General features: G+C 37.5%; 17 protein-coding genes. 5 read left to right on the forward strand and 12 right to left on the reverse strand.

Annotated elements, in window-relative coordinates:
• Positions 1-108: 108 nt before the first annotated feature.
• The 4 genes from yihA to rpmH form a co-directional block, all read right to left on the reverse strand.
• The gene (gene yihA, locus ACFIKB_RS05670; protein WP_375636319.1) at positions 109-753 is read right to left on the reverse strand and encodes a ribosome biogenesis GTP-binding protein YihA/YsxC; all 645 of its coding nucleotides are present in this window, start codon (positions 751-753) and stop codon (positions 109-111) included.
• Positions 750-2,588: a membrane protein insertase YidC gene (gene yidC / locus ACFIKB_RS05675; protein ID WP_375636320.1), complete on the reverse strand. Its 1,839-nt coding sequence runs from the start codon at positions 2,586-2,588 to the stop codon at positions 750-752. The genes yihA and yidC overlap by 4 nt, the downstream gene beginning before the upstream one ends.
• Positions 2,578-2,970, reverse strand: a complete 393-nt coding sequence (gene rnpA / locus ACFIKB_RS05680; protein WP_015856278.1) for a ribonuclease P protein component — start codon at positions 2,968-2,970, stop codon at positions 2,578-2,580. Before rnpA ends, yidC begins: the two co-directional genes overlap by 11 nt.
• Before the next feature lie 117 nt (positions 2,971-3,087).
• On the reverse strand, positions 3,088-3,222 hold the full coding sequence (gene rpmH / locus ACFIKB_RS05685) for a 50S ribosomal protein L34 (RefSeq protein ID WP_005864709.1): 135 nt from the start codon (positions 3,220-3,222) through the stop codon (positions 3,088-3,090).
• A 560-nt stretch (positions 3,223-3,782) separates the two neighbouring features.
• Between rpmH and ACFIKB_RS05690 the strand changes: the two genes are divergently transcribed.
• Complete coding sequence (locus tag ACFIKB_RS05690; protein ID WP_375653004.1) at positions 3,783-4,844, forward strand: Mrp/NBP35 family ATP-binding protein; 1,062 nt, start codon at positions 3,783-3,785, stop codon at positions 4,842-4,844.
• 397 nt (positions 4,845-5,241) lie between these two features.
• Here ACFIKB_RS05690 and ACFIKB_RS05695 read toward each other — a convergent pair whose 3' ends face one another.
• From ACFIKB_RS05695 to ACFIKB_RS05725, 7 genes are all read right to left on the reverse strand, one after another.
• Positions 5,242-6,033 (reverse strand): pyrroline-5-carboxylate reductase, encoded by a 792-nt coding sequence (locus ACFIKB_RS05695; RefSeq protein ID WP_375653005.1) that lies wholly within the window; start codon positions 6,031-6,033, stop codon positions 5,242-5,244.
• Between the two features lie 55 nt (positions 6,034-6,088).
• Complete coding sequence (locus tag ACFIKB_RS05700; protein WP_015856281.1) at positions 6,089-6,334, reverse strand: hypothetical protein; 246 nt, start codon at positions 6,332-6,334, stop codon at positions 6,089-6,091.
• A gap of 103 nt (positions 6,335-6,437) precedes the next feature.
• A complete protein-coding gene (locus ACFIKB_RS05705; RefSeq protein ID WP_375636343.1) occupies positions 6,438-6,806 on the reverse strand; it encodes a YraN family protein in 369 nt (122 codons plus the stop codon).
• A gap of 4 nt (positions 6,807-6,810) precedes the next feature.
• Positions 6,811-7,698 carry a 16S rRNA (cytidine(1402)-2'-O)-methyltransferase gene (rsmI, locus tag ACFIKB_RS05710; protein ID WP_375636326.1) on the reverse strand — a complete coding sequence of 296 codons (888 nt, stop codon included), beginning with the start codon at positions 7,696-7,698 and terminating at the stop codon, positions 6,811-6,813.
• 605 nt (positions 7,699-8,303) lie between these two features.
• On the reverse strand, positions 8,304-9,968 hold the full coding sequence (locus tag ACFIKB_RS05715) for a 4Fe-4S dicluster domain-containing protein (protein ID WP_375653006.1): 1,665 nt from the start codon (positions 9,966-9,968) through the stop codon (positions 8,304-8,306).
• A gap of 3 nt (positions 9,969-9,971) precedes the next feature.
• Positions 9,972-10,892 carry an electron transfer flavoprotein subunit alpha/FixB family protein gene (locus ACFIKB_RS05720; protein WP_375636330.1) on the reverse strand — a complete coding sequence of 307 codons (921 nt, stop codon included), beginning with the start codon at positions 10,890-10,892 and terminating at the stop codon, positions 9,972-9,974.
• Between the two features lie 51 nt (positions 10,893-10,943).
• Positions 10,944-11,690 carry an electron transfer flavoprotein subunit beta/FixA family protein gene (locus ACFIKB_RS05725; RefSeq protein ID WP_375653007.1) on the reverse strand — a complete coding sequence of 249 codons (747 nt, stop codon included), beginning with the start codon at positions 11,688-11,690 and terminating at the stop codon, positions 10,944-10,946.
• Positions 11,691-12,202: 512 nt separating this feature from the next.
• Here ACFIKB_RS05725 and ACFIKB_RS05730 point away from each other — a divergent pair.
• From ACFIKB_RS05730 to ACFIKB_RS05740, 3 genes are all read left to right on the forward strand, one after another.
• On the forward strand, positions 12,203-13,021 hold the full coding sequence (locus tag ACFIKB_RS05730) for a hypothetical protein (protein ID WP_375653009.1): 819 nt from the start codon (positions 12,203-12,205) through the stop codon (positions 13,019-13,021).
• Positions 13,022-13,200: 179 nt separating this feature from the next.
• The gene (locus tag ACFIKB_RS05735; protein ID WP_015856288.1) at positions 13,201-14,121 is read left to right on the forward strand and encodes a sulfite exporter TauE/SafE family protein; all 921 of its coding nucleotides are present in this window, start codon (positions 13,201-13,203) and stop codon (positions 14,119-14,121) included.
• Positions 14,122-14,123: 2 nt separating this feature from the next.
• A complete protein-coding gene (locus ACFIKB_RS05740) occupies positions 14,124-14,933 on the forward strand; it encodes a TIGR02186 family protein (protein ID WP_375653010.1) in 810 nt (269 codons plus the stop codon).
• A 22-nt stretch (positions 14,934-14,955) separates the two neighbouring features.
• Here ACFIKB_RS05740 and ACFIKB_RS05745 read toward each other — a convergent pair whose 3' ends face one another.
• A complete protein-coding gene (locus ACFIKB_RS05745; RefSeq protein WP_375653011.1) occupies positions 14,956-15,237 on the reverse strand; it encodes a DUF6460 domain-containing protein in 282 nt (93 codons plus the stop codon).
• A 1,090-nt stretch (positions 15,238-16,327) separates the two neighbouring features.
• On the opposite strand from ACFIKB_RS05745, the gene ACFIKB_RS05750 reads away from it, so the two are divergent.
• Positions 16,328-16,949, forward strand: a 622-nt coding sequence (locus ACFIKB_RS05750) for an ABC transporter substrate-binding protein (protein WP_375636338.1), incomplete at its 3' end; no start/stop codon positions are given.

Genomic DNA, 16,949 nt, shown 5'->3' on the forward strand with positions numbered 1-16,949 from the left:
ATTCTTTCAAGTAATCATTTTTATAAAGATGCTTGACTAGAAGTACAAGATCATTAGCAGCTGCTAGTAATTATAATTAATAAATTGTTAATAATAGCAATTGTTCTTTTATGCGATGGTTTGCAAAATGGCAGCACGTAATTCTTCTAAACCGAGAGCTTTTTCTGAAGAGGTTACAAGAAGCTCAGGATAAGCTGCCGGACGTTTGAGAAGCTTTGTTTGTGTGCTCATAATTAATTTTTCCAAGGCATTTGATTTGATTTTATCGCTTTTTGTCAAAATAATTTGATAAGAAACGGCTGCTTTATCAAGGAGAGCAAGAACATCTTCATCATTATTTTTGATTCCGTGCCGTGAATCAATTAAAATATATACACGTTTTAATGTTGTGCGCCCCCGTAAATAGCTAAAAATCAAATTTGTCCACGCATCAACCAGATTTTTAGGAGCAGCAGCGAAACCATAACCAGGCATATCTACTAATGCTAGAGGGGGAAGATCTCCTAGCTGCCCACTGAAGCCATCGGGAACAAAATAATTAAGCTCTTGAGTCCGTCCTGGTGTATTTGAGGTGCGTGCTAAGCTTTTTTGTTGGACGAGTGCGTTTATTAAAGATGATTTTCCAACATTGGAACGTCCTGCAAATGCAATTTCTGGTGGTCCTTCAGGGGGGAGAAAGCGTATCGCTGGTACACCACGAATAAAAATCCAATTGCGAGAAAAAATTCCAGAAAGGGAAGAATTTCTTGTCATTCATGCACTTCTTTTTTGGGTGATCTTCTCCACATGGCTTTCAGATTATCAAAAAGCTCAATTTTCACTCCTTGGCGCTTCATCATGATACCTTGCTGAATGATTGATAATATATTGTTCCATGCCCAATAGATGACGAGACCAACAGGGAAAGAGGCAAGCATAAAAGTAAAGACAACAGGCATCCATGTGAATATCATCGCTTGGGTTTGGTCTTGAGGAGCGGGATTCATACGCATTTGTAAAAACATCGTTATTCCCATAATCAAAGGCCATGCACCAATCATAAGAAATGTTGGCGTTGTATACGGTAAGAGACCAAACAAGTTAAAAAGAGAAGTTGGATCAGGTGCCGCTAAATCTTTAATCCAGCCAAAGAAAGGGGCATGGCGCATTTCAATGGTTATATAGAGAACTTTATAAAGAGCAAAGAATATTGGGAATTGAACCAACATTGGCCAACAACCTGCAAGGGGATTAATTTTTTCGGTTTTATATAGTTCTATTATTGCTTGTTGTTGCTTGGTTCGATCATCGGGATATTTTTCTTTTATTTCTAGCAACCGCGGTTGTAGAAGCTTCATGCGTGCCATAGATTTGTAAGATTTATTGGCTAGAGGAAAAAGAAGAGTTTTTAAGAGCACTGTGACAAGAAGGATGGCTATACCAAAATTTCCTGTTTGTTTATAAAGAATATCAATGAGAGAAAACATTGGTTTGGTAATGAAATCAAACCAGCCCCAATCAATTAAAAGAGCAAATTTTTTGATTTTTAGGTCATTTTGATAGTTATTAATAATTTCAACTTGTTTTGCACCAGCAAAAAGACGATTTGTAATAGTTTTTGTTTCGTTTGGGGCAATCGTTAAAAGCGATCCTAGCAAGTCAGACTGATAATGCGTTTGCAAACGATCAAAATAAATAAAACGGCTTGTATATTCTTTATTTTGCGGGGGAATAACTGCTACAGCCCAATATTTATCGGTAATACCAATCCAACCTCCTGTTACTTTTGAGAAAGTCATGCTCTTTTGCCCATTATCAGGATTCGGGTCAAGCTCTGCTAAGGTTTTATATTTTTCAGTTTTGAGCGAATCTCCTGCAATACCTATCATACCTTCATGAAGTAAATAGGTTGCATTTGTATGTTCTGGTGGTGCTGCACGTGCAACGCGGGCATAGGACGAGAGATATATTGGTTGATCACTTTCATTGCTGATAGAATCTTCAATGGTAAACATGAAATGATCATCAACAGAAAGAATACGCCGGAAGATCTGTCCTTGTCCATTATTATAAATTAAAGTGATGGGTGTTGAAGGAGTCAGGATTGTATTGTTTCCCTCTATTTGCCATTGTGTATCCGATTGTGGCAAAGCTTTTGCTGGTAAAGATGCACTTGCAAAACCAAATTCAGCAAGGTAGGTCGTTTTGAAACCCTTAGGATTCAGCAAATCGATTTCCGGTGATTTTTTATCGACTGTTAAACGATATTTTTTGAGGTGAAGATCATCAAATTGTGCACCAACAAGATTAATAGAGCCTTCCAGTTCATTGGTTTTGATCGCAATACGCTTTGTTTTGGCCAATACAGCTTTCCGGATTTCAGGTGTCATTGGCTGTTCGATGATAGATGTTGCTTGATGCGTTGAGGTATCGTCAGAAAAATTCGTCGTGGTAGTAGAAAGGGTTGATTGTTGTTTTGACAATTGCTGTGTGATGACTTGTTGTTTTTGTAACTTTGCTTGTTTGGGAGCAACATGAAGAAATTGCCATGCGATGAGCACTACGAAAGATAAGCCAATAGCGATAAAGAAATTGCGGTTATATTCCATCCGTACACCCTTGTTGTTGTTGCTGATGTTTTATTTTTGGTTTTATTCGCCGATTTAATTCACTAATTAAGGATGTAAAAGGCGCATGTAACGCATCACGATATGCTACAATGACATAGTCTGTTCCTGCTTCCATGTGGTTTGTTACACCAACTCTTACGGCTTCACGCAAGCGCCTTTTGATACGATTACGCTTCACAGCATTACCGTTTTTACGAGTAACAGTGAAGCCTACACGTGCAACAAGAGAATCTTTTCTTTCTGTTGTTTGTTCACGAGATTTAACTTCGAGCAAAAATAAAGGACCACGCCGCTTTTCTCCTGTACGGACAGCCAAAAAGTCTGCTCTTTTGCGAATACGGCAGGGATGTTTTTTCTTCATAAAAGAACATTTCGCAATTTCACTAAATGCCTGCAAGCAGGCATTAGAGGTTCATAACAAAAGTTTCACAACGAAGAAACGGTGAGCAATCCTCAACGGTTGTGAAAATTTAAATGGTTAAGCAGAGAGCCGCTTACGTCCACGAGCACGTCTTGCAGCAATAACTTTACGTCCTCCAGCTGTAGCCATGCGTGCACGAAACCCATGGCGGCGTTTACGGACAAGTTTAGAGGGTTGGTAAGTACGTTTCATTTATTTAAATACCGCGGAGTGCGGCCCTTCTTAATCTTCGTTTTATGAGCAGTTATGCGCGAGATGAACGATTTTATCCTATCATACGGCTGTTAACCCATAAGGAAAAATATAAAAAAAGTCAATCTTAGATTGTTTTTCTCGCTCTTGAAAGAATACAAAACACCTTATAATTGTCTGTGATACTTTTTTTACGATACTGTAAGAGTGTCAGAAATAACGATTGAGTCTATAGAAAATAAATGACTAGGGCGTTAAAGAATTAAAGAAAGTGTGACTGATTATTGTATACTCAATTTAAAGTATCCTTTAATATTAAAATTTTTATCAGAACATTCATTAAAGTGGTTGTAGACAAACACGATTGATAGGATTTTATAGCAGATTTTATGTTTGAGATTCTTTATTTAAGGATGGTTTCATATTTTTAAAGAGAAAAGATATAAGTAATTTATACTTTATAATTTTGAGTAAAGTAGAAAATTATCAGGTGATGAACCTGTAAGTATTTTTCGTTCTTATGCTTATATTTGCTGGTATTTTTATAGAGAGGAAAGAACGTGGATTCTATTACAAGTGAGGCTGTCCGCAACGTATTACGTAAAATTAAAGGACCAGATCTTGAAAGTGATATTGTGTCGTTGGGGCTTCTTTCAGAAATATTGATTGCTAATGGTAAGGTTTTTTTTTCCATTACAGTTCCTGATGGAGGTGTGCAAGAATGGGAATCATTGCGTCGTTCTGCTGAAAAGATGGTATGTGCTTTGGAGGGAGTGGAATCTGTTGTTATCACACTTACAGCAGAAAAAACAACAAAGGCAGCACCTAGACGGAGAGCAAATCTCTTACCTATCAAAATGCCCATAGAAGGTGTGCGGCATGTGATTGCTGTTGCTTCTGGAAAAGGAGGGGTCGGAAAATCTACGATGGCAATAAATATCGCCTTAGCTTTACAAGATTCTGGTTTCAAGACGGGGGTGATGGATGCTGATATTTATGGTCCATCTTTGCCGCGTTTGACAGGACTTGTTAATCAAAAACCACAGCTCATTGGAGAAAAAAAGATTCAACCTCTTGAAAAATTCGGACTTAAATTGATGTCGATGGGATTTTTGGTTGAGGAAGAAAAGCCGGTAGTATGGCGTGGTCCTATGGTTATGGCAGCGGTAACGCAATTGTTACGAGACGTTTTATGGGGACCTCTGGACGTTTTAGTCGTTGATATGCCGCCCGGTACAGGGGATGCACAACTAACGCTTGCACAACAGGTACAATTAACAGGTGCGTTAGTTGTCTCTACGCCCCAAGATCTTGCTTTAGTGGATGCGCGTAAAGCAATAGAAATGTTCATGAAAGTCAATGTTCCTATTTTAGGAATTATTGAGAATATGAGTTATTTTATCGCTCCTGATACGGGAAAACGCTATGATATTTTTGGCTATGGTGGTGCACGGGCAGAAGCGGAACGTCGAGAAGTCCCTTTCTTAGCGGAAATACCGCTTGATGCAGCTTTACGATTTTCTTCAGATGAGGGGATCCCTATTTTTGTTGCTAAGCCTAGTAAAGAGCATACTAAACTGTATCGTAAAATTGTTGATCAAATAAAAAATCAACTCTTTTAAATGGATATTTGTTTGAGAAAGTTTATTAAAACACAATCATGGAAGACGTAAAAATAGTTGCTTCTTTGTAAGGGGAGGTTTTAATGTGTGAGTGGAGTATATAGGTTAAATAAACAAAAAATTATTCATGCGTTTGGATAACCTGAAGGGGACCCAAATTAGAAGAGATAGAGCCATGAGGTAGAAAAAAATATTGGTATTGAGGATAAAAGAAGAAGACAGAAAATAAAAATAATTTAGAAAAATTGTAAAAGGTTGTAAAAAATATTTTAAAAATCAATTCTTTTCATAAGATGGTATCTTTTTCAGGTGTAAAAAGCATTTTTCGATATGAGTTTTCTTGATATAAATCTTCAACATTTAGCTCTTTCTTATTGAGATGATAAAAAAATGTTGGTCAAGTCTTTTTAGAAGCATTCATTTTTTGCAAAGTAGCCTCAAGAGCCGTTGTTAAAGCATTCCTTCCCCCTTGATGAGAAAAGTAATTTGACAAAAATTCATTTGTTCCACCCTTTGTTGAAAACTCTTTTTCAAGCATTGCAAAATCGAGAAATGCAGAACGATTCGTTGCTATAATTTTACGCATTTCATCCGTAAGATTTCCAAACATCATGGTAAGGAATTCTGCTGATTGCTGTTTTTTTAACCCCTGTGTTATAAACCACTGATGGGCTGTTTCTATAAAATTAAAATATACTCCCATCAGAGAACCAGCTGTCATAAAAAGATTAAATTGCTCTTCCTTATCCAGCACCAATGTGCCCCCCAATGCATCAAATAAAGTGCGTAAAAAGGGATGATCGGGATAGACTGGTGTCAAATTTTTGCATTCTGCAACAAAAGGTAATGGAACAGCACGATAAACTTTATGATTAATCCACTCTTCTATTTCTGCTGCTTTTGCCATAGCAAGTACGGAAATAACCAGCTGTTCTGGACGAAAATGAAGAGAGCGCAAAACGCCTTCTGCAATTTGGTTGGGCAAGCAAAGAAAAACACAATCACTAATATCGAGCAACGCTTGGTTATTTTCAGCAATTATAACTTTATCATAAGTGTTTGAAAGGCGCTCTGCTGTTTGTGCATTGCGAGGTGAAACAATAATGGAAGAAACATCAAAGGTGCTTGTCATGAGTCCATTCACCATTGAAGCACTGATTGTACCCGTTCCCAAAAAGCCAAGTTTCATTTCTATTTCTCAGTTTTATATTTTAAAAGGAATCTCAATCAACATTTCAGGTGTTTTAACTAACATAAGCGCTAATTGAAGAGGCAACACATATCATAGCAAGAATAATCAAGCCCAAATAGATTTTTGGTTTGTCAAAGAGAACGGCAAAAGCAGAAAACCAACCAACAACAGCTGCGGCTAATGCAAATAAAAAACCTGGTTTATTCATAAGTACAATATGCATTGCCATTAAACCACCAATAATCAGCGCTCCAAAAACAATGAGTAAACCTGTTGCAAACTTTTCATAATCATCCATATTTCACTCCTTATAGCGCTCAAACGGTTACACACTTTTTAACGCATATGCACATAAAAACGAAATGTTTTTTATTGAGTATGGTTAAAATGGGGGCTGCCTCTTATTGATTAGATGTAAAAAATGCAGGGATATGCTGTGGCCAACGCCAAGGTAAAATTGCAATCAAATCAAAGCGTACAGATAAAAGGGCATAATCTTTTTGCCGTGCGAGCCAAATATCGGCTGCTGCCTCAATTCGCTTTTCATTCATTCGGGAAACCGCTTCCATTGCTTCAGCCAACGTTGAACGTGCTTTAACTTCAACAATTAACACAAGATTTCCACGTCGTGCAATTAAATCAATTTCCCCACATTTTGTTTTAAAACGCATTTCGGCAATGTGAAACCCTTTACAACGTAGCCACCAAGCTGCCAATTTTTCTGCACGGATCCCTCGATAAAAAGACTTTTGTCTGCGTTTTTTTTGTATCATCTTACGCATTTTTTAAAAAAACTAACCGCTGAAAAAGTTCCTGCTTTTTAAAACCGGTCTCTTTTGCAACCAAAGCTGCTGCTTGAGCAGCAGAATGTGTCTGCGCGCGTTCTAATAGCATTTCATCAATTTCTTGATCACTTATCACATTTAAAGAAGAGGATGATTCTCCAACAAGCACAACAATTTCCCCACGAATATGTGCTTGTTTTCTGTAATTTTCCAACAAATTCCCTAAATTGGAAACATCTACTGTTTCAAACTTCTTTGTTAATTCACGACAAATGGCAGCAGGTCGATCAGCCGAAAAAAGAGTGACCATATCCTGTAAAGTTTCAACAAGACGATGCGGTGATTCATAAAAAATTAAAGTTGCTGGAATCTCTTTTAATTGTTCCAACCGTTTTCTGCGCTGTAGCTTGCGTGCACTCAAAAAACCTGCAAAAAAAAAGCTATCAGTAGGAAGCCCTGTCGGTATAAGAGCGGCTAAAAGAGCGGATGCTCCAGGAATAGGAATAATTTTATGACCAGCTTTACGGGCTTCTTCCACCAATCGAAATCCGGGATCAGAAATAAGTGGTGTTCCCGCATCTGAAACAAGCGCTACTGTTTTGTTTTCTGCTAAAGCCGCTAAGAGCTTCGGACCCGCTTTTTGCGCATTATATTCATGATAGAGAAAAGTTTTTTTTTGAATACCGTAACGTTCCAACAAAATACGTGTTACCCGTGTATCCTCACACGCTAAAATATCAATTCTTGCAAGCACTTGCAAAGCACGAAGCGTAATATCTGCAAGATTTCCGATAGGCGTTGCCACAAGATAAAGCCCTGATTCTATAACGGGTGCAGAATAAGCATGCGCACCTATAAAATATGCTTTTTCACACATGCTCTTTTCTTTTCATCAAATTTCCCTCACCACAAGAGTTTTATCCATACCCATAAGCCATTTGGGCTCATTTTTATCAGCGCATTTTTTTATCATTATAAAGGCTTACCTTACTCGAATAATCGATTACACTACAATAAGATAATCTCATATTTAACGTCTTAATCTAACATTATTATCTATTTTGATCCGCGTTATCTTTTTTAGTAAAACAAATTCCAGATGTAACCAATATTCTATCAGCTCCACGATTTTCTATAAAGTTTTTCCTTCGAGAACCAAAAAACAATTTTACCTATGCCACCATCTCACGCTTGGCTGTGCTCTTTTAAAAGCTAAGCTTTTTAGACTATTTCCATAACGCCTATCTTTCAAATATTCTATTGATATCCAAACTGTTTTTCTGAGCAAATGTAAACAGCCTGTTTTGAAACATAAACAGCTAATTGTATTGTTATTGATCAAATATAAGCCCTTATCAGAAAAATATTTCATTTTTTCATATTCTCTACAGCTTTAACAGTATAATAAGTACCTTAGAAACGTTTAAGGCTAATTGTATATTTCAATTTTAGGAGAATGAACAATGATTATACATTGGGGCATTACATATTGGGATAGAAGGGGCCCTCATTGCCTTGCGGACAGGTCCAAGTGATATTTTGGTTCGGATCTTTGATATCGCATGTTTTACAATGTATGCAATTTGAAGCGTTGATAATATAAGTCAGATGATCATTATACTCTAGCCACTCGTAGACAGCGGCGGGGCAATAGTGTGTGGAAGGTGCCCCATAGATTGCATATTCGGAGTCTTTTTGTTTTCTTAATGAGGCTATTTTTAAATGGCAAGGTTGATTTTCTTCATGGTGCGTATTGGAAAGGGCAACACTTGAAAGGCGATCAAAGGTTACAACACCATCTGGTTTTGGGTAAGCAATAGGTTGAAATTTTTTTGCTGGTTCAAGATATTCATAATCTTCCTTTTTGTGGGGGAGTGTTTTAAATAAGGAAAATCCGAACAGCTGTTGCCACCACATATCAAAACCGGCAAGTTTAATTCCATATTTTGTCCCATATTGTGCCCAGAGCGGTTTGGCATTTCGCACTTTATAAAGATCTTTGCCAATGGGACCTTTTCGCCACTGTTCTTCGATTTCTTTGACCTCATCATGGGCACGTCCTTGCGCGAGAGCGGTAGCGATTTTATCGGCAGCTAATATGCCAGATAAGATGGCATTGTGTGAGCCTTTGATACGAGGAACATTGACAAAGCCAGCAGAGCAGCCAATAAGTGCTCCACCAGGAAAGGTGAGTTTTGGTACAGATTGCCAACCTCCTTCGCTGATAACACGTGCACCATAGGAAAGACGTTTTGCACCTTTGAAGATTTCATAGAGTTTTGGATGTGTTTTAAAACGTTGAAATTCTTCAAAAGGAGAAAGATAAGGATTTTTGTAATCTAAGTGCACAACAAAACCGACAGAAATGACATTGTTTTCTTGGTGATAAAGAAAGCCACCACCACCGGTATTATTGTCTAAGGGCCAACCAGTGAAATGTTGCACTAAACCGCGTTGGTGTTTATGGGGATCAATTTCCCAGAGCTCTTTGAGTCCAAGACCAAATTTTTGTGGTTCACGATTTTTGCTAAGGTTGAAATGTTTTATCAGTTGTTTTGCAATTGAGCCGCGTGCTCCTTCCGCAATCAGAGTATATTTTGCCAATAATGCCATACCAGGCATATAATTTTTTCCAGGGGTTCCATCTTTGTTAAGCCCCATATCACCGGTGAGAACACCAATGATAGCTCCGTTATCTTTTTGGATAATGGGCTCTGTTGCTGCAAAACCAGGATAGATTTCAACACCCAACGCTTCAGCTTTTTTGCTTAGCCAGCGGCAGACGCTCCCAAGCGAAACGATATAACATCCGTTATTTGATAAGATTCTGGGATGCAAAATATTGGGCAATAGTGTCGCTTTTTGAGGCTTTAGAAAAAAAAAATGGTCCTGGGTGACAGGGGTTGTGAAGGGATGGTCGTTGTCATTTCTCCATTCTGGTAAGAGTGTATCGATACCAATGGGGTCAACAACTGCGCCCGAGAGAATATGTGCACCAACTTCGGTCCCTTTTTCAACAATTGTAACAGAAAGCTCAGGATTAATTTGTTTAAAGCGAATTGCGGCAGAAAGCCCTGCAGGTCCTGCTCCGACAATGACTATGTCAAACTCCATACTTTCACGTTGGTCATGCGGAAATGCATTCATAACTTATAAAGCTTTCTCTAATTCTGGAATAATTTGGTGGAGATCACCTACAAGGGTGTAATCGGCAATTTGCATGATGGGAGCTTCTTCATCTTTATTAATGGCAACAATAATTTGTGCATCCATTATACCGGCTAAATGCTGGATTGCACCGGAAATGCCAACGGCGATATAGAGTTCAGGGGCAACGACTTTTCCTGTTTGTCCAATTTGCCAGTCATTGGGAGCGTAGCCTGCATCAACTGCTGCGCGGCTGGCACCTAAAGCGGCATCTAATTTGTTTGCAAGGGGAAGAAGAAGTGCCATAAATTGTTCTTGAGAACCAAGACCACGCCCGCCTGATATAATAACACGTGCAGAGGTAAGATCAGGACGATCAATTTTGTTGGTTTCTTCTTTTACGAAAGAAGAAAGATTTGGATTGGGAGCTGGTGTTATTATTTTAATGGGAGCAGAATTATTTTGGGAAGGCGTTGGTGTGAAAGAAGCTGTGCGAACTGTTATAATTTTTTTATGATCATTGGTACGGACAGTTTCAAGTACATTGCCTGCATAAATGGGTCGTTTGAAGGTATCGGGTGAAAGAATGGCGGTAATATCTGAAATTTGCATAAGATCAAGAAGGGCTGCTACGCGTGGCATCACATTTTTTCCAGTGCTGCTGGATGCAGCCATGATCACATCATAATCATTTGCTAACGTGAGAATTGTATCTGCCATAGGCTCGGCAAGTTGATGGGCTAAATAGTCTGCTTTTGCAATAAGAACCTGCCGCACACTATTAAGTTTAGCACTATTTTCCGCTATCGTTTGAATTTTTTCTCCGCAAACCAGAATATCGATATCATTACTGAGTGCGCGTGCAGCGGTGAGCGCTTTTGCTGTTTCTTCTGTATTATGATCAGCCAATAAAAGAATTGCCATAAGTTTTTGCCCTTTTATGTGAGTGTTGCTTTTACTCTAGTAGTGAGAATATTAAATGCAGTTCTTTTGTTTTAGCGCACTGACAAGCTCTACTACATTCGCCACTTTAATACCGGATTGACGGGGTTTTGGCTCTTCAACGCTTAAAATTGTTAAGCGTGCTTCCGTATCGATGCCAAGATCAGCAAGAGATTTTTGTTCAATGTTTTTCTTTTTTGCTTTCATGATATTGGGGAGAGAGGTGTAACGCGGTTCATTGAGCCGTAGATCGGCAGTCATAACCATGGGAAGGGGAAGACAAAGAGTTTGTGTTCCATTATCAACTTCACGAGTAACTGTAGCATGCCCATTTTCTATGTTAAGATGTGAAGCGAAAGTTGCCTGTCCCCAACCAAGAAGAGCTGCGAGCATTTGTCCTGTTTGGTTGCTATCATCATCAATTGCTTGTTTTCCTAAAAAGACCATATCGGGTTTTTCTTCATCAACAATAGCTTTGAGAACCTTAGCAATTGCTAAGGGTTCAAGTGTTTTATCCGTTGTGACAAGAAGTGCGCGATCAGCGCCCATTGCAAGTCCTGTTCGTAGAGTTTCTTGGGCTGCTTCTGGGCCAATTGAAACAAGAAGAACTTCTGAAATTTTACCGGATTCTTTCTGGCGAATAGCCTCCTCCACGGCTATCTCATCAAAAGGATTCATAGACATTTTTACGTGAGACAGATCAACACCTGTACTATCGGGTTTGACGCGTATCTTGATGTTATAATCAACAACACGTTTGACAGCGACAATTATCTTCATAATGATCCTCTTTGTTTGTATGACCACAAGTTTATAGCAATACTCATAAGAAACCAAATTGTTTAGAATGAAGTCTCATTTATAACCTGTGTTATCTTTCATATAAGCTTTTTTACGTTTACTTGTACTTTCTCGTCGTTATTTTCAATCTTCATATTTTTGCATTGCTATAATTGCCTTATTTGCTTGAATAAAAAGTAAAAAAATCAATCTGTCTTGTGAGAATATTCTTTTTTAGTTTCTTATGCTTTGTTTATGATGGTGCAATAGGTCCTTTATACAATGAAAAATTAAGTGAAAAAGATAAAAATGGGGGAATGATTTTGCTCTTCAAATTGTGAAGACAGAAAAATTAAAGATCTGTCTTTCAAATATTTTGATAAAGATTGGGGAAAATATTTCTAACAAAAAAGTTTTTAGGAGTTCTTAAAGCTCTATTTACTAAAATAGAGCACACTTTCTTATCATTTGTTGCGATTCTTTTCAAAAAGGTTAATGAGGGGTAGGCGTTTGTGAATACGAAGGGTCATACGATCGATCAGGCGACCAATCAGGTTAGGAATGGTAAATTCTTTTCTTTTGTTGAACAGAAAGAAAGAATGGATACTTCTGTAGAAGTAACGATGTCGGATATTGCTCAAAAATTACGCACCGTTTATACGCAAATGCAAATGAAGCATCCGCCCCGTTCTTTGATGCAGCAGAGTTCTGTAGAAGAGCATTTTAAATCTTATTTAGATGATATTAGCCGAGCCATTTTGGCTGAACATTATATACGTCGTCAAAGAGAAAAAAAGCTTTTTGAGTCTTTAGAGCAGATTAAAACAATTGTCAAAAGTTTGCAGAGTGAAAAAAAAAGCTTAGAAGAAGAAGCGGTAACACGACGGGTATCTCGTTCAAAATCACCTGATTCTGTTGTACAAAAACTTGCTCATATGGAATGTCAGGAAAATCAAGAACGTTTATTCCTTCAAAAGATGCAAAATTTTTCGAAACAAAACGGTATAATTCCACTCCAAACAAATGTTGAAAATACGTTGCAGCAAGAAAATAGAAGTTCTTTGCCCAGTGATGCTCTGAAACCTTCTTTTAAAAAGGATGAGGGAGTAGTGAAGCGTGCTGTGATAGAAGAAAAGGGTATGATGGGTGTTCAGGTATCTAATCATTGCAGTGAGAATGGTTTTTTTTCTTTAAAGGTGCAGTCTCGGGAACATGTCTCGTTTTTATCTTATTTGGTAAAAAAAAGTGTTCTTTGTTTTTTAACCGTTGTATTTGTGTTAGCGATAACGTTATGTCTTTATAGCTTTTTAAAAGGAGCTCGTTTTTTTTAATTTGTATGATGTTGATGTTAATAGATGTGAAATGTACTGCGCATTCGTGTTTGTACGAAAGCTATAGCAACTAGAATTATTCTTTTAAACACGCAACAAAGATTATGGGAAAAGAGGATAATTGGAGAAGGATTCTCTAATTGTTAAAAAAAACTCAAATTATCTTGAAGGTTCTGTAAGTGAGTATTTATTTACCAATTGCTGAAATGTCACTCAATATGCTGATCTTGATTGGTATGGGAGTCGTTGCTGGTTTTTTTTCAGGCCTTTTTGGAATCGGTGGTGGGTTTCTCATCACACCGTTATTGATTTTTTATAATATTCCTCCTGCTATTGCTGTTGGAACAGGTGCTAACCAGATGATTGCGTCATCTGTAACAGGAGCAATTACACATTTTAGAAGACGTACGCTCGATATTAAACTTGGTATTCTTTTGGCGATTGGAGGAGGGGGTGGTTCTTTAATCGGGATTCAGGTTTTCTCTGTTTTGAAAAAGTTAGGTCAATTAGACTTAATGATTTCGCTTCTTTATGTGATTCTTCTTGGAAGTGTAGGAAGCTTAATGATCGTTGAAAGTTGGTATGATATGATGCGCAAGCGTAAGGCAGGAAAAGCCAATATTCGTCTTGCTGGTCGACATAACTGGATTCATCGCTTACCCTTAAAAATGCGTTTTCGGACATCTATGATATATGTTAGCATTATTCCAGTTTTAGGGATTGGTCTCATTGTGGGGTTGTTGTCTTCTATTATGGGAATTGGTGGGGGGTTCTTTATGATACCAGCATTGATTTACCTTCTGCGTGTTCCAACCAGTGTGGTGATTGGGACTTCACTTTTTCAGATTACATTTGTGTCTTCTTTCACGACAGTTTTGCAAAGTATGACTAATCAGTCCGTTGATATTGTCTTGGCTTTTTTGTTAATGCTTGGAGGAAGTATTGGTGCGCAATATGGAACAAGGGCTGGAAGGAAGTTAAAGGCTGAACAACTGCGTATGGCGCTTGCATGTTTAGTGTTGATTGTGTGTATGCGTCTTGCTTTTCAATTATTTATACGCCCTGATAATCTTTTCTCTCTGGATATTCTTATGAGATAAAAATGGGTAGATTATTTTCTTTATACATCATTGCAGGTTTTTTTTGTTTTATTTCTTTTTCTACATGGTCACATGTTGGGACGCCAGCTACATCCATTGATCAACTTGACCACGAAACTGTCCAAATTATCGTAACAACGAATACGATTACTGTGGATGCAAATTTTGCTGGTCGTGATCTTTATATTGCTGGTGTTTTGGAAAATATTGATCCGTTATATTCTCGACAAAACCGTTATGATATTGTTGTAAGCTTGGAGGGACAAGATCGGACAATGGTGATGCGAGAAAAAAAACGCAATGCCGGTGTATGGGTTAATACAGATTCTCTTATTTTTAAAAAGGTTCCTCTTTTTTACTCTATGGTCACAACACGTGAAATTGACGATATTACGAGCATTGAAGATTATAAACGCTTGGGGTTAGGATTACTCTATTTGCCATTACAGACGGATGAACAAGACCAGAAAAAAATACAAAGCTTTCGCGATGAACTTATAAAATTGCAAAAAGCTAAAAGCCTTTATTACGAGGAAGTAGGTGGTGTTCGTTTTGGTTCTGACACACTTTTCACAGCACATTTTCGTTTGCCAGCAAATATTCCTGTTGGACATTATAAAGTTCGTGCTTATCTTTTTCGTGATGGACAGTTTATTGATAGTGCAACAACGACTCTTGAAATTGTTAAAGCACATATCGCTTATACAATTTTTTATGCAGCGCACAAGTATCGTTTTTTATATGGTATTGTTGCAGTGATTATTGCTATTACTACAGGATTTTTATGTCGTTTGATTTTCCGAAAAGATTAGCGCAAGGAAAATGTTAAGGCTTTTATTTTTTATGAAAAATTCGTGAGATAAGAAAAATAGGTACAACAACAATAGCTCCCGTCATAGTTATATGAAAGAAATTTGTAAGCGTTATAAATCCTGCTTCCCATAGTGATTGAAAAAAATCTACTATTCTTTGTATGAGGTTTCGAGGTGTCCATCCCAAAAAATTCATTACAATGCCAATGAAGAATGAAAGGATAAGCAACTTTAGACTAACACGGTTTAATGTTCCTCCAAGAAACGCATGAGAAGAATTTAACAACTTTTTCTTTCGGTTCATTTTAATATACTTTCGAAGATCGTGTTTTTTATAATATTATCATAGTACAGCGATGTTACTAGCATAAAAGAAAAACATTTTTTATTTTTTCTTACTTTTTTAAGTTCACTACCTTAGTACTGGTGTAATAACAGTGCTGTTTTTTGAAATATACGCGTATTTTATTGCATTTTCGCGATATTTTCAGAGCGCTTCATTTAATTAAATGAAGGGATATCCTTTTGTTTCTGAGAATTTGTAGAGAAATTTTATAACGTTTCGATATTCCGCGTCAGGGTGAGAGTTTTTGTTCGTTGAAGATTTTGTAACCGACTTATTATTGTTGTGTATAGAAATAATATTTCAAGACAGTTTACTTAAAAAAAGACTATCTATTCTGATAAGGGTGTGCTTATATAGGTATTATATTTAGGTATTTCAACCTTAGTCATTGAAAAGATTTTTTTCTGAAAAAAATCAAGCAATGAATTGAGTGTTGTTAAAGGAGCAAAGGTATTTAAAATACAGTATTGAAAAAAGTTTTGTTATGTACGGACGCGTGAGGGAATGTTAGAGGTTTGTGGTGCCCGTGCTCCTTTTATTTGGAAATAAGATATAATGAGAAGCTGTTATTTAGTGGGGAATTATGGAAAAATCCAAAATTCCTTTTGCAGAAGGGGTAGAGGTGGTTGATGTTGGGCGATGGGCAAATTTTTCTGTTTTGTTGAAATATCAAATTATTATGAAGGCTCTTTGTTATTAAGGTTTTTGAGCTAACAGGGGATTGTCCTTTGATGGCATAAAAACGCTAGAGTGAAGAAGAGCTGAACTTGTCCGACAAGAGAGAAGAAATCTTTGTCTTATAGCCTTCAATGGTAGACGTTGTAATATCATCAATAATTGGTGATGGGTTATGTCATTCATCATATATTAGATTGTTTTTCGGTGCATATTGGGGGGGGACTATGGGCAGGAGGAGTGGTTGATAAGTGATGTTATTTGAAAGTTCTAAAACGTTATCTCTCAGAGCCTATGGTTTGTCTAATTTTATTATTTTGCACATTCTTGTTGCGTGGGGAATTTATACAATAAACTTTAAAAGGAAAAGTCTATGAACTTAAAAAGAAAAATATTGAAAAGTAGCGGATCTCTTGTTGCTGCTCTTATTGCACTGGGAGTAGTTGTACAACAGGTTTCAGCAAAAACACCGGCTGATACCCTTGTGATGGCTTGGAATCTTGATGCAATCAGTACGTTTGATCCTGCGCAGCTCACGGATGTTTATGGAAGTGAAATTGTTCGCAATGTTTGTGATAACTTAGTCAGTACTGCGACAGATGATCCTGCTAAAATGGTTCCCGCTTTAGCAACTCATTGGGATGTTTCAGGTGATGATCACAGTACGGTGATTACCTTTCATTTGCGTGATGGTTTGAAGTTTAATAATGGCAAGCCAGCCAATGCCAATGATCTTGTTTGGGGTATGAGGCGGGTTGTCAAATTGAAGATGGGTAATGCGGCAATTTTTAATGAATATGGAATTACAGAACAAAATGTTGATGATGCGTTGCAAGCTGTTGATGAGAAAACAGTGGTGATGAAATTTGATAAGCCTTATCCAGCAGAGCTCATTCTTAATAATATTGTTGCAAGTCCTGCAACAGCTTTGCTTGATCGTAAGACGATCATGAAACACGAAAAAAATGGTGATTTGGGAAATCAGTATTTGAAAA

The organism is Bartonella sp. MR110HLJHH (assembly GCF_042194225.1).
GTDB lineage: Bacteria > Pseudomonadota > Alphaproteobacteria > Rhizobiales > Rhizobiaceae > Bartonella > Bartonella grahamii.